Annotated in this window: 15 protein-coding genes and 1 pseudogene; 12 read left to right on the forward strand and 4 right to left on the reverse strand. The window is 40.1% G+C overall.

Annotated features, from left to right (window positions below):
• Positions 1 to 3 precede the first annotated feature (3 nt).
• Positions 4 to 996, forward strand: a complete 993-nt coding sequence (locus JCM19043_RS05685) for a hypothetical protein (RefSeq protein ID WP_062320757.1) — start codon at positions 4 to 6, stop codon at positions 994 to 996.
• A 74-nt stretch (positions 997 to 1,070) separates the two neighbouring features.
• On the opposite strand, the gene JCM19043_RS05690 is transcribed toward JCM19043_RS05685, so the two are convergent.
• From JCM19043_RS05690 to JCM19043_RS05710, 4 genes and pseudogenes are all read right to left on the reverse strand, one after another.
• Complete coding sequence (locus tag JCM19043_RS05690) at positions 1,071 to 1,739, reverse strand: MFS transporter (RefSeq protein ID WP_062320759.1); 669 nt, start codon at positions 1,737 to 1,739, stop codon at positions 1,071 to 1,073.
• Positions 1,740 to 2,047: 308 nt separating this feature from the next.
• A complete protein-coding gene (locus JCM19043_RS05695) occupies positions 2,048 to 2,242 on the reverse strand; it encodes a hypothetical protein (protein WP_062320761.1) in 195 nt (64 codons plus the stop codon).
• A gap of 363 nt (positions 2,243 to 2,605) precedes the next feature.
• Positions 2,606 to 3,013: an ion channel gene (locus JCM19043_RS05705; RefSeq protein ID WP_062320765.1), complete on the reverse strand. Its 408-nt coding sequence runs from the start codon at positions 3,011 to 3,013 to the stop codon at positions 2,606 to 2,608.
• 39 nt (positions 3,014 to 3,052) lie between these two features.
• Positions 3,053 to 4,409 (reverse strand): annotated as a pseudogene (locus JCM19043_RS05710) (aldehyde dehydrogenase).
• A gap of 234 nt (positions 4,410 to 4,643) precedes the next feature.
• On the opposite strand from JCM19043_RS05710, the gene JCM19043_RS05715 reads away from it, so the two are divergent.
• The 11 genes from JCM19043_RS05715 (at position 4,644) to JCM19043_RS05765 (ending at position 13,777) form a co-directional block, all read left to right on the forward strand.
• Positions 4,644 to 5,630: a ring-cleaving dioxygenase gene (locus JCM19043_RS05715; RefSeq protein WP_062320767.1), complete on the forward strand. Its 987-nt coding sequence runs from the start codon at positions 4,644 to 4,646 to the stop codon at positions 5,628 to 5,630.
• Positions 5,631 to 5,940: 310 nt separating this feature from the next.
• Complete coding sequence (locus JCM19043_RS05720) at positions 5,941 to 6,507, forward strand: LytTR family DNA-binding domain-containing protein (protein ID WP_062320769.1); 567 nt, start codon at positions 5,941 to 5,943, stop codon at positions 6,505 to 6,507.
• 151 nt (positions 6,508 to 6,658) lie between these two features.
• Positions 6,659 to 6,949, forward strand: coding sequence for a hypothetical protein (locus JCM19043_RS05725; protein ID WP_156321346.1), 291 nt, complete (start codon positions 6,659 to 6,661; stop codon positions 6,947 to 6,949).
• Positions 6,950 to 7,140: 191 nt separating this feature from the next.
• Positions 7,141 to 8,073, forward strand: coding sequence for an ABC transporter ATP-binding protein (locus tag JCM19043_RS05730; protein ID WP_062320773.1), 933 nt, complete (start codon positions 7,141 to 7,143; stop codon positions 8,071 to 8,073).
• A gap of 10 nt (positions 8,074 to 8,083) precedes the next feature.
• Entirely contained in the window at positions 8,084 to 9,328 is a 1,245-nt protein-coding gene (locus JCM19043_RS05735) for an ABC transporter permease (RefSeq protein ID WP_062320775.1), read from the forward strand.
• Entirely contained in the window at positions 9,328 to 9,822 is a 495-nt protein-coding gene (locus JCM19043_RS05740) for a hypothetical protein (protein WP_062320777.1), read from the forward strand. The genes JCM19043_RS05735 and JCM19043_RS05740 overlap by 1 nt, the downstream gene beginning before the upstream one ends.
• Complete coding sequence (locus JCM19043_RS05745; protein ID WP_062320780.1) at positions 9,819 to 10,391, forward strand: ABC transporter permease; 573 nt, start codon at positions 9,819 to 9,821, stop codon at positions 10,389 to 10,391. Before JCM19043_RS05740 ends, JCM19043_RS05745 begins: the two co-directional genes overlap by 4 nt.
• A 234-nt stretch (positions 10,392 to 10,625) precedes the next feature.
• Positions 10,626 to 11,258 (forward strand): TetR/AcrR family transcriptional regulator, encoded by a 633-nt coding sequence (locus JCM19043_RS05750; protein ID WP_062320781.1) that lies wholly within the window; start codon positions 10,626 to 10,628, stop codon positions 11,256 to 11,258.
• 85 nt (positions 11,259 to 11,343) lie between these two features.
• Positions 11,344 to 12,168 carry an ABC transporter ATP-binding protein gene (locus JCM19043_RS05755; protein ID WP_231631419.1) on the forward strand — a complete coding sequence of 275 codons (825 nt, stop codon included), beginning with the start codon at positions 11,344 to 11,346 and terminating at the stop codon, positions 12,166 to 12,168.
• A gap of 2 nt (positions 12,169 to 12,170) precedes the next feature.
• Positions 12,171 to 12,392 carry a hypothetical protein gene (locus JCM19043_RS05760; protein ID WP_062320783.1) on the forward strand — a complete coding sequence of 74 codons (222 nt, stop codon included), beginning with the start codon at positions 12,171 to 12,173 and terminating at the stop codon, positions 12,390 to 12,392.
• A gap of 44 nt (positions 12,393 to 12,436) precedes the next feature.
• Entirely contained in the window at positions 12,437 to 13,777 is a 1,341-nt protein-coding gene (locus JCM19043_RS05765; protein WP_062320785.1) for an ABC transporter permease, read from the forward strand.
• Positions 13,778 to 13,878: the final 101 nt, after the last annotated feature.

Here is a 13,878-nt window from a genome sequence, read left to right on the forward strand (position 1 = left end):
GATGTGCAAGCACAAGAAAAGAATACGTTCCGTTCGTTTTGTTTAAAACATGTATCGAATGTGCAACTTCAACATATGGCGATCAACGGTATTGATACGAAAGTGACGTATGATGATGTGATGACGTTTAAACAAAATATGTTGACGAAGATCCAACTCGTCTCAAAGTATGCACATGAACATATGCGCCAATATGATGAAGACTTAAAAATGTTCATTAACCAGATGGCGACCCATATTATCACGGTCGTGGAAGAATTAAGTCAGATTCCGAAAAAGACACGAATGAAAGTAGATGATCATTGGAAACAAATCTTTACGTTCAAATTACCGGAGTGGGATGAACAAAGAGGTAAAGCACATCTGCGTGAACATATTGAGTGGATTCTAGATAAAGTGGCGGCGACGATGACAGATGAAGCAGGTGAAGCTTCAAGTGAGTTAAAGAAAAAAATCCGTCATTGGCTGGAGACAAAACAACTGTTGCGGGTTGTGTTTGGTGATCAAACGATGAAAGTCCGCTTAGCCAAAGTGACCAACGATAACCGGGTCACAACGCGGACATATACGTGGGAAGAATCGAATGTGTGGTCTGGCGGAGAAAAGTGGAGTAAAAACATGACGCTCTTTTTAGGGCTGTTGAATTACGTCGCTGAGAAGAAAAAGCATATTGAACCAAGCGCCAAACGGCACCGTTCGGTTATTCTAGACAATCCGTTTGGTAAAGCATCGAGTGACCACGTTTTAAGTCCGGTCTTTTTCATCGCTGAACAACTTGGTTTCCAACTCATTGCCTTAACCGCGCATGCGGAAGGAAAGTTCTTAGAAGACTACTTCCCCATCATTTATAGTTGTCGACTCCGCGCGACCAATCACCCGGGTAAACAGATGGTTCAAAAAGAAAAATGGCTCCATCCTGCTTACTTTAAAGACCATGAACCAGATACAATGGATCGGGTCCTTGAAATGAAACAATTGGATTTATTTGATGAATGACAAGAGCCCCATCAATCGTGATGGGGCTCTTTCTATATAGGTATGAAAATAAACGGATGTGCATAAAAAAGAGCTTATTTCTGTTGTTTCACTAAAAGTAACGGAATAAACGTTCCAGTTAAGATGATGAATAGTCCAAGGAAACTAATTTGAAAGCCTAAGCGGTCAATGAACCATCCGAATAGTGGAAAAGCAATCATAATCATAAGACTTTCAACAGCGCCAACCATTGAAAAGAAGGTCGCTCTGAAACTTGATTTAAGCTTATGTTGAATAAAGTTTGAAAACATCGGTTGAAGCACGGTGAAAGCTTGGGATAATAAGAGAAAACTGATGATCAAAAGCCCATGCGTTGAGTAAATAAACACAATAAATAAGACTAAATAAATGAAGTAGATCAGTCGGTTTATCTTAATGAACGAATATTTTGCCTCTATCAAATAGACATACTTAACGACAAAGGCCCCAAGCAAGCCTTCAACCGCAAAAATAAAGCCAATCATAGGTGTTGAATAGCCAAGTGCTTTAAAATAACTTTGCGCATAAAAAATAATGATCACCGTCGCTGTTGACAGCAGCATGTAAACAATCACTGGCACATGCATCGTGTGATAACGACGCCAGATTTTCAAACTTTCTGTCAGCTGATAGTGCCAAGCCTCTCTTTTTTCTGTTGTTTGAATTATTTTTTTTGGCTCTTCGATCGCGAGGAGCGGTAAAAAGGCGAGTAAATGAGCGATCATGATGCGATATAGACATAAGTGAAGCTAAACTCAGCCAAAAACCACCGATAAGTTGAGCGGCGCTAAGCGAGATGAGACCGAGCATTGAAAACATGCCAAACACTTTCGTGTAGTGACTTTCTTTGCCCGTTTCTTTTAAGGAATCATATAGGAGCGCTTCCTCAGCTCCGGATTGAAAGGTAATACCTAATCCGAGTGACATTAGTGCTAAACTAATGAAAAATATCTGATTGGTTGCCAACATAAGTATGGCGTATACGATGCTTAAACTGTTTCCGATTAATAAACTCCGCTTTCTACCGAAGCGATCACATAATATCCCGGTAGATTTCAAAGATAACAATACTAAGATGTAATAATGCCTCCACAATCCCGATGTCTGTCATGGAAAACTGTTTTTGCGTTAAAAATATCACCCATAATGACCGGTCAAAGAAAAGTTGGGCTAAAAAAATATAGCGATACATCGATGGTATATTCTGATGATACAATGGTTTTTTCATGTTTTTTCTCCTTATTGTTGTCTGGAGAAACCAAAAAACCACCGGTAAACATTACCGGTGGAAATCTAAACAACGCTCGCGAGAAGTGATGCCTAGTGTTTGTAAGGTAAATGGTTTACGACAACGTGTATATTTTTTGGTAGTGATTAAAAAAGGGCAGACGGGTCCCGTTCACATGAAAAATACCAAAAATAGTCATCATAAAAGCGATAAAGCGTTTATGTTGATCAACACGATGCGTGAAAACCATATTTCCTCACCTACCTTCTTCTTAATTACTGTTATCATATCTTAACGTATGATAATAAACAAGGGTTATTTGGACATATTCATCTCGTATGTTAGTCGTTTCCTTTAAACTATTCATGAATCGCTATCCGATTGGTTCGAATTATTCCAGGCCGTTAAGAAAAATGCAGAAGGTATGAGTAAACCAAGACTTGCCTCAAGTAAGCTGAAAATTCTGGCCACACCGACAGGGACTAAATCACCGTAACCGACAGATAGTAACGTCACACCACTAAAATATACGTAATCACTGAAGTGACTAATCGTGTGATTATTGACAGTGTCGTAAACGACGACATGACCGTTTAAGAAAAGGCCATAATAGATCAGACTAAACCCAATGAAGATGATAAATAACGTGAAAAAGAGGCGCAAAAACATCGCTTGACTGAACTCGGTTAACGTATAGCGTTTATGTTTAATAAACCAATAGAATTTAACGACAAACAAAACGATAACGGCGCCAATGAGTAAGCTAGCCACACAAACCCTCCTTTCTTAAATGTAAGAAATAAAACCGTCTTACTTCATTAATATTTTCACCCATTTTAATCCCGCTTTTTGATTGGGGTAGCGTAACGGGACATCGAACATCGTCGTCTGTTTTAAGATGCTTTTGTGATGGGTGAACGTATCGAATGAGAACTTGCCGTGATAATTCCCGGTCCCGCTTTGACCGACACCACCAAAGGGTAAGTGCGGGGTAGCTAGGTGATAAATCGTATCATTAATACATCCACCACCAAACGGAATTTCAGCAATGACCTTTTCTCTTGTGTAAGCTGTTTCAGTAAAGAGATAGAGGGCTAATGGTTTCGGTTGTTTCGTAATGTCATCAATAATAAAATCTAGACTTTCATATGTGAGTACCGGTAGAATCGGTCCAAAGATTTCTTCAGCCATCACCGGCATATCCCAAGTGATATCAGTTAAAACTGTTGGGGCGATGGTGCGCGTCTCTTTATTGGTGTCACCACCATAAAAAAGCGTGCCATCATCTAAAAAGTGCGTCAGGCGGTCAAAGTGCTTGTCACTGACAATGTGTGTATAGTCAGGGTTTTCAAGTGGTTGATGTGAATAGAGTTCTTCGATCGCGTCTGTTAAGTACGTTAAAAAGTCGTCTTTCACATCTTGATGGACATAAACGTAATCAGGTGCGACACAGGTTTGTCCCGCATTAATAAATTTACCCCAGGCAATCCGTTTAGCCGCTAATTTTAATGACGCATCCTCATGGACAATCCCCGGGCTTTTACCACCAAGTTCAAGTGTGTGCGGTGTTAAATGTTTGCTGGCTTTCTCCATCACAATTTTTCCTACATTGACACTACCGGTAAAGAAAATATAGTCAAATGGTGTATCCAGAAGCTGTTGGGACACGTCAACCCCGCCTTGTTTTACCGCAATAAATTCAGGAATGAACGCGTCGGTAATGATTTTTTCAATCACTTCCGCTGTATGTGGGGTTAACTCAGACGGTTTAACAATTGCTGTATTCCCCCCAGCAATCGCCCCAATGAGTGGCGCCATCGCGAGTTGGAATGGATAATTCCACGGAGCGATAATCAATGTGACCCCGTAGGTCAGGATAAATCTTCCCCTTAGTACCGACGTGGGTGAGCGCTGTTTTCACTTTTTTAGGTATCATCCATTTCTTTAAATGTTTGATTGTATAATCAATTTCGCTGTAAAGAATACCAATCTCAGTCATATAAGACTCAAACTCTGATTTATTTAAGTCTTGGTGTAACGCCATAATAACCTCAGGCTCATGCCGTTTGATCGAGTCTTTCAAATAGTTTAACGCCGCTAAGCGGTGTTGTAACGGTCGTGTTTGACCACTTTTATAATAGCTTTTTTGTTGATTATAGATATGCATGTGTTTCGCCAACTTTCGTCGTAGTTTTGTTAATTTAACTCTCGCTGTTTTAGCTTATGTTCTAATTTATGTTTATACCCGAAAATGACGGGAATTAAACGAATAAGCATTGTCTTTGACGTGTGAGAGGTACTCGTGTTATATTTATCTCGAATTAAAGATAATTTGTGAAATAGATAAAAATCAAGCATGGATGCCAGTTTTTTAATTAAATGAAGAAAAGGACGTGAGAAAATGGTTCAACCATTAAAAGGGATTCACCATGTAACAGCAATTACGAGTAGTGCGGAAGAAAATTATCGTTTCTTTACCTATGTATTAGGCATGCGATTAGTGAAAAAAACGGTCAATCAAGATGATATTAATACGTATCACTTATTCTTTACTGACGATAAAGGCAGTCCGGGGACAGACATGACCTTCTTTGATTTTCAAGGCATACCAAAAGGTCGTCACGGGACGAATGAAATTGAACGTACCGGATTTAGAGTACCATCAGACGAGGCACTCGAGTACTGGGAAAAACGCTTTGATCACTATGACATTAAACATGGTGGTATTACCGAGCAATTCGGGAAAAAGGTCATTAATTTCGTTGATTTTGATGATCAATACTATCAGTTGATCTCAGATGAACAAAACAGTGGGGTGAAAGGCGGAGAACCGTGGAAGAATAGCCCGGTACCGGATGAGTATCAAATTATTGGTCTCGGACCGATTCATATTACGATTGAAAAATTTGATTTCTTTAAAAAAGTACTGACAGAAGTGCTTGGGTTTACCTTAATCGACCAAGCAGATGAAAAGTATTTATTTGAAGTAGGTGAAGGTGGTAACGGCGCGCAAGTCCTCGTCCGACACGTAACGAATAAACCAGACGGACGCCAAGGATACGGAACAGTTCACCACGTGGCCTTTAGAGTCGAAGACAGAAAAGCACTAGATGGTTGGATTGATTACTTACCACAATTCGGCTTTAGAACCTCAGGTTATGTCGACCGGTTCTTCTTTGAATCACTCTATGCGAGAGTCGCGCCGCAAATTCTGTTTGAATGGGCGACAGATGGCCCTGGATTCTTAGGCGATGAACCGTATGAAACATTAGGTGAGAAATTATCCTTACCGCCATTCTTAGAGCCAAAACGTGAGGAGATTGAACAAATCGTACGTCCGATTGACACAACGAGAAGTGATAAAACGATTGAAAAGGAATATTTCTAATTAACAAAAAAACAGGTCAAGAATAGATAGTAAGGATACAAATAACTTGTTAGCGACCGCGTTCACTTACCGCGAGATAAAGCAGAATGATGCTTTGTTTCGCGGTCTTTTTGTGTCTTTATCGCTAATGAAGGTTGAGAATTATAAGACTGCCTATATGTGACGGCCTTGAATTGACCACTTATCATTAAATTTCGACGTCTTATCAAAAGTCTATTGTTATTTTAGCTCGAACTGATAAGGTAGACAGTGTAGAAGTTGTGACAGGTTAGGACATTCGAACAAATAGAACGCTAGGAGGGATGAAGCGGTGAAGATTTGTTTAATTTGTGCGGATCACTATCGCCCGCTGTTAGAAGATATATTAGAGACAAGAGGGTTTACGCTGTCTCGCGCGGCGACATTATTTCTCGTAGAACACTCACACCCTATACCAGAACACGGGGTCAGTATTGTCTTTAACCAGAAGGACATGAGTCAGTTGCTGACGTTACTAGACAACATTTCTTTAGAATACACTGAAAAAAAGAAGCCAAAAGAGGCGCTGACAGGTCACTTGTTAGGGCAAAAGAATGATCGCTATGAACTCATTGGTTACCAAGACATTATTTTCTTAACGACAGATATGGGGGATGTCTATTTGAGAACGCACAAAAGTAAAGACTATCGCTTAAAAGAAAAATTGTACGATCTAGAAAAGTCCTTACAGTCGGAAGGCTTTATACGTATCAACAAGTCAACTATTGTAAATATGTTACATATTCATGAGATTATCCCCTGGTTTAACGGCAGGTTGTTGTTGAAGTTAACGAACAAAGAAGAAGTGGAAGTCTCAAGAAGCTACGCCAACGATTTTAAAACTTATTTAGGTCTGTGAGGAGGGTTAAAATGGATAAATTAAAAGGGTGGTTGATTAACGCTGTTTCGGTAGGCTGATTGGCTTTATCGTAGCTTTATTCGAATTTTTCTTCTTAGATCCTACGAAAGATTTACTACGTTCAAGCGCGATTTACTTTGTCTTTAGTGCCGTGATTGCGACGATTTCTAGTTATTGTTATAGCTGGGCGAAGTATAAAGGTTATCCCACTGTTATTGCCTACCTAGCCTCGATGCTTGGTAATGGTATCTCCGTGTTTATACTCTTAGTCATTATCTTAAAAACGCAAGTAGCGTATGGCTGGGGTGCCGTTGGCTGGATTCTTTTTATTACCCAAGTATCAGGATTTCTGGTCGCTTACTTTGAAAACCGTTATTACAACAACATTAATCGACAATTAAACAAAAAGAAGGACGCATTAAGTGGACGTCAGCATGAATAGGTCTTCTCTTTCAGTTGATTTTTTAAAAAAAGTATCATTGTTGCGTGATGGCGACATGATTTTCTCTTGTCAGGGTATAAAGTAGAGAATCGTCCTTTTTAAAGCAGATATTTTTTAATATACTGAGTGTACTGTGTATGTGATTCATTGAACATAAATATAAAAAAGACAAAGATTGATGAGGTGAAGAGATGTTAGAAGTAAAAGGATTATCAAAGTCATTTAAAGATTTGAAAGCAGTGAAAGAAGTGAGTCTTGAATTAAAAGAAGGTGAATCAGTAGGGTTACTTGGACCGAACGGTGCTGGTAAGTCGACGACGATTCAGATGATGTCGACAGGCTTAATACCATCCTCAGGTGAAGTCATTTACAACAATGAAGATGCGCTGAAGAACCCAAAACAACTGAGACGTGACTTAGGGGTTGTGCCACAAGACATTGCCTTATACGAAGAATTATCTGCATATGAGAATTTACTGTTTTTTGGTCGGTTATATGGACTGAAAGGAAAAGCGTTAAAAACAAAAATCGATGAGGTATTAGTACTTGTCGGTTTAAGTGACCGTAAGAAAGATCGGGTGAAGAACTATTCAGGTGGGATGAAGCGCCGAATTAATATTGCGGCTAGTTTACTCCATAACCCAAAAGTATTAATTATGGATGAACCGACCGTCGGGATTGATCCGCAATCAAGAAGTTATATTCTTGATTTAATTAAACAACTCAACAAGGAGAATCATATGACAGTTCTGTACACGTCGCATTATATGGAAGAAGTTGAAAAGCTCTGTGACCGCATCTATATTATGGACCACGGTGAGGTGATTGCGAGCGGAACAAAACAAGACTTACAGAACTTGATGCAAGAAGAGGAAACCGTTTGGATTGAAACGTTAGAGAAAAATGAGGCGTTTAAACACGCCCTTGAGGATGATCAAACGATTACTCAAGTCATTGAGTCAGACCAAGGATATAAAGTGATTGCTGAAAAACGAGAAGACTTGCTTGGTGACTTATTTGACTATGCCAAAGCACATCAGATGAAACCAACCGCGTTAGCGATTCAAACACCGACTTTAGAAGATGTTTTTCTTCACTTAACTGGTAGAAAGCTCAGAGATTAGAGGTGAGAGTATGTTGAACTTATTAAAAAAAGATATTTTAACCATCTCTAAAGCCCGTTCAGAAGTATTGATTTTACTCGTCATGCCGTTTGTCTTAATTGCGATTTTGGGCCTGAGTTTAGGTGGCTTAATGACCGGAAGTGCGGAGATTGAACCGATTCATTTAGCCATCGTTGATAACACAACAGAACGTGACGGTGGTATGACGATACTGACTGACCAAGGTTTACCAGATGAACAAGCCACAGCCATCATAGAAAATCTAAAAGTCAATCGTCAAATTATGACGGTTATAGACACACTTGAGAAAGAACAGTTATTGGTGGCCGAAAAGATGACAACAGAAGCCGCAAACGAAGCATTAAATCATGCAGATGTTGAAGGGGTGCTAACGATACCGGATGCGTTAACAACGCAAGTCCTTACGGTGATGAACGGTGGTGAGGCAACAGAATCACTTATGTTAGAAGTGATTGATGAGACGACGATTCAGTCGCAAGTCTTGCGTCAGATCTTTCGCCGGTTCACCTCGGAATATAATTTAATGATGAGTATTCAAACAATTAAAGGCGATACACTCGTTGTACCAGGAGACTTGCCATTAGGTGAGACAAAAACAATTGAAACAACGACAGAAGTATCTGCTTTTCAATATTTTACGATTGGAATGGCGATGATGTTTAGTCTCTATGTCGCCTCATCAATTAGTTCGAATGCGTTTATAGAGAAGAAACAAGACGTCCTTTTAAGAATGATGTTAGCGGGTGAAAAACCGGTCCGTTATTTACTCAGTAAAGTGGTGAGTGGCTATGTACTAGCGGTCATGCAACTCGGGATATTATTTGGGTTATCACAACTATTATTCGATACATTTAGTGACCGTTCGAGTGAGTTTTGGCTCACGATTATAGCGGTAACTTTTGTTTATGCGACGGTGATAGGCGCACTAACGGCGCTGTTAACGTCATTGACCTTAATGATGCCAACCGATTCTGTCTCAGGGATCTTTAGCGGGCTGGTTGTGACCGTCTTTGCCTTCTTAGGTGGTAGCTTTACACCGGTCGAACAAATCTCACCGTTTATTCGTACACTCGGTAACTGGACCCCGAATGGGGCAATGATGACCGTGTACTTACAACAAATTCAAGGCTACAGCATGACTGATAGTATGCCGCTATTAATGCGGATCCTGTTGCTAAGTGCGATTCTTTTTATCGTTGCCTGGGGTTTATTCCCGAAAAGGAGGTTTAGCTAATGTGGACAATCTTTATGATGCAGTGGAAGCGCCTGTTGAAACAACCGTTTGTTGTGTTAACATTCTTTGGGCTTACGCTCTTATTTGTCACCTTCTTAGGTCAAAGTCAGACGACCGGGAAAGTCGGTGTCCAAACGTATACAAACGACTTATCTGATCAAGCTTATACAGCACTCATTGATGAGCTGAATGACAGTGATCAATTTGATTTTAGACAAAGTGATCGAACCACTGTTGAAGACCGAATTAAAAATAATCGACTCAGTTTTGCGGTCGAGCTAAATGATGCGTCTTTTAGTTTTTTAGTCGGGCAAGCATCTTTTTCACAACCGCTCGTTAGGGAATACTTAACGGAAGTGTATCAAGAAAAGCGCTGGTTAGAAGCGAATGATTTAACAGCAAGTGACCTAAACGACTATATCCCACTTGAGACGACGTCGGTAGATACAGCGGGAGACTCGATACAATATCAAACCCAAGTTGTGTTGGTATGACGCTGTATTTTGTGATGTATACCGTCCTGTTTCAAATGATGAGTATCGCTGAACAAAAAACAGACGGGACGTGGGACCGGATGATGTTGTCCCCCGTGTCGAAGATGAAGATTTTTAGTGGCTTGTTTCTCTATTACTTCCTGATTGGTTTAATTCAAGTCGGACTCAGTTTTCTAATCTTTACTCAATGGATTGGTTTTTCATTTGGTGATCAATACGGGTTACTTCTTCTATCCATTAGTCTCTTTCTCATTAGTATTGTTGCCTTAGGTTTAATGCTTGTCAGCTTAGTGAAAACACCGCAACAACTTCAAGCCGTCATTCCAATTGTGGCGACAGCTTCAGCGATGCTTGGTGGTGCGTTTTGGCCATTGGAATTTGTCACGCAGCCGGTGTTACTCATTTTTAGTCGTGTTATTCCTATTCGCTACGGCATTGAGACACTATCCGATGTGATTGTCCGTGGTGCGTCAATGAGTGAGCTTGTGTTGTCGTATGGTTTTTTAATCGCCTTAACGGTATTATTTGGTGCTATCGGTCTCTTTTTCCTTGAACGAAAACATAATTAAAAGGTAAAAATATTAGACGAAAATATGATAAGAAATCGTAATGAAACGCCCCGATATAAGACGAGATAATGGGGATAGGTTAGTAAAAAACAACGGGTAAAATAATAATTGACCACCCTGGTCGACTGCGTTATAATGAAGTCGACCAGGATGGTCTAATTTATGTTTTGCTAGGGTGTTACTAGACGTTAAACGGTATAAGTCATTTCAAGCTTTAAGGAGAGGAGGGAGCGTATGACGAAAACCTTTCATAATGTTGAACGAAGTAAACAACAACGGATTATTCAAGTGGCGATGAAACATTTTGCAGAAGACGGCTATAAAGACGCCTCAACGAATAAGATGGTGAAAGAAGCGGGTATTGGTAAAGGGATGTTGTTTTATTACTTTAAGACGAAGTATGACTTATATATTTATCTCGTGCAGTACGGTTTGGATGTGATGGAACAAGAGTTTTTTCATCAAGTGGATTTAAGTGAAGGAGACTTTATCGAACGCATGTACAAAATCGCTAAACAAAAGATGTACGTGTTTAAGCGTCATCCTTACTTGATGACATTCCTTCAAACGGTATTATTGTATCGGCATGAAGATAAACCATTACCAACAGAGCTCGTTAAGCGATATGACACGTTAGTGAAAGAAGGCATGCAAAAGATGTATCAAAACATTGATGTCTCCTATTTTAAAGAGCAGATGGATGCAGAAAAGGCGATGCGGTTAATTGAGTGGTCCATTAGTGGATATCAACAAACGTTAACGGAACAATTAAAACAACAGGTCTTAACGGATGAGTTAATCGATCAGTACTGGGATGATTTTTATGGTTATTTAGCTGTACTGAAACAGGCTTATTATAAAGAATAGGTGGTGTTAAAGATGATGATTGATGTGAGTGGGTTAAAAAAAGAATTTTGGTAAAGTAGAGGCTTTAAAAGATGTGCATGTAACGGTGGAGAAAGGACGCATCGTTGGGTTTATTGGTCCGAACGGGGCAGGGAAATCAACGACGATTCGGATTTTGTTAGGGCTGTTGAGAAAAGATGCAGGAAAAGCAGAAATTTTCGGATTAGATTGTTACCGCGATGCAGTTGAAATTCATAAACGGATCAGTTATGTACCTGGTGACGTTAACTTGTGGCCAAACCTTACGGGCGGAGAGGTGATTGATCTCTTTATTGATATGCAAGGAAAAAAAGTCGCGTCTTCACGTAAGGAAGAGTTAATGAAGCGGTTTGATTTTGATCCAACGAAAAAATGCCGGACCTATTCAAAAGGGAATCGTCAAAAGGTTGCGCTTATTGCTGCTTTTAGTGTCGAAAGTGACTTGTACATTTTAGATGAACCAACCTCAGGGCTTGATCCATTAATGGAACGTGAGTTCCAAGCACTTGTCAAAGAACAACAAACAAAAGGTAAAAGTGTGCTGTTATCAAGCCATATCTTATCAGAAGTGGAACAATTATGTGATGACGTTGTGATTATTCGTCAAGGTGAGATCATTGAATCCGGCTCACTGAAAGATTTACGTCACTTAACGCGTACCCAGTTTATCGTTGAAACAGAGACAGATATGCCAGGATTTAAAAATTTGCCTGGTGTGTATGATGTGACAAAAAATGAAGAGAAGTGGCATTTCCAAGTGGATCATGAACAGATTTCGTCGGTACTTAGCTTCTTAGGTCAATTCCCCATCGCGAAATTAGAAACGAAAGAACCAACCTTGGAAGATTTGTTTATGCGTCATTATGAGAGTGATGACAAAGGAGGTGCATAAGGATGAGTCGACAACCGTTTTATCAAGCGACGAAACTCCTTTTGTTTTACCTTAAACGCGAATACATCAAACTCTCGATCTGGATCGTTAGTCTTGTCGCAACAACTGTTGCTGTCGCACTTGCCTTTAGTGGGCTCTATCAATCAGACACAGAACGTCAACTCATGGCAGAAACAATGGAAAATCCGGCGATGAAAGCACTTATTGGCCGTGGGTTTGGTTAGATAACTATACGAATGGCGCCATGCTGAGTCATGAGATGCTCGTGATGACCATGATTGTTGTCGCGATTATGTCAATTCTGTTAGTGAACCGTCTGACCCGGCAAGATGAGGAGAATCAACAACTAGAGTTACTTCTTGCTTTACCACTCGGTCGTTTAGCGCCAAGTTTTAGTGCCATCGTTGTGCTATTTTTAGCTAACGGTCTATTAGCCTTAGTGACAACGATTGGCTTAACGATTTTAGGTATTGATAGTATCGATTTTATCGGAAGCTTAAGCTATAGTTCCGCACTTTTTGCAAGTGGGATCTTCTTCGGGGCGATCACGCTTTTAACCGCACAACTTAGTAACAATCAACGTGGGTCAATGATGCTCAGTTACCTTGTGCTTGGTGTGAGCTATATGGTGCGTGCGGTTGGGGATGCTGGTGACTTATGGTTATCATACTTGTCACCGCTCGGACTCCTGCAAGAAACTCAAGCGTATGTAGCTAACTACTTCTGGCCGCAAATAGTAATTGTGGTCATCAGTTTCTTTATTATTGGACTCAGTATGCGACTACGAGAAAAACGTGATTTAGGAAGTGGTTTACTGCCTGATAAACGCGGGAAAAAATCGGCTTCCTCTTTCTTAAAAACAACACCAGGTTTTATATTAACCTTACAAAAAGTCCCGCTCATTTCATGGTTTGTGGCGATGCTGTTGATCGGCCTTAGTTATGGTTCGGTTCTCGGTGATTTAGATGCTTTCTTATCTGAAAATGAGGTCATCCAGCAAATTATTGGTTCAACAGAAGACTATTCACTTACTGAACAATTTATTGCGATCATTTTAAAGGTCATGGCGATTATTTCAACCATCCCGACCTTAATGGTGTTTCACAAGTTAAAGTCAGAAGAGGTTAAAGGAAGACTAGACCATCTCTTTGCTCGGCCGCTATCGCGTCTAAGAATTTATACGTGGTATAGCGTGATCAGTGTTCTAACAAGTATCGTTTTACTGACCATCGCTGTGGTAAGTTTAGCTGGTGCTGGCGTATATGTCCTTGATACGGGTGTTGATTTTATGACCATTGTTGAGGCGAATATCGTCTACTTACCAGCGATCTGGGTTGTCTTAGGTGTGATGGGGGCGATTTATGGCCTTCTAGGTAAGTTTGACGGTCTTACGTGGCTTTATTTGCTGTTTTGTTTTGTGTTGATTTATTTAGGGGATTTATTAGAATTTCCAGATTGGCTCATGCGTGTTTCACCTTTCTACTGGATTCCAGAATTGCCAATGGACAACTTTACTGTGTGGCCGTTGATGAGTTTAACGGGTATTGGTTTAGGTTTGTTAGTGATAGGTGGAATCGGTTTTATGAGACGAGATATTCGTCAAAATTAAGTGATTTTAGATGTGGTTTGTTGGTTGTTTTTTCGCTCGTTAACGTTATACTTAGGTTAATGGATATATTAAGCTATATGTGCAATTATATGAAGTTAACG

Source organism: Halolactibacillus sp. JCM 19043 (genome assembly GCF_001310395.1).
Taxonomy (GTDB): domain Bacteria; phylum Bacillota; class Bacilli; order Bacillales; family Amphibacillaceae; genus Halolactibacillus; species Halolactibacillus miurensis.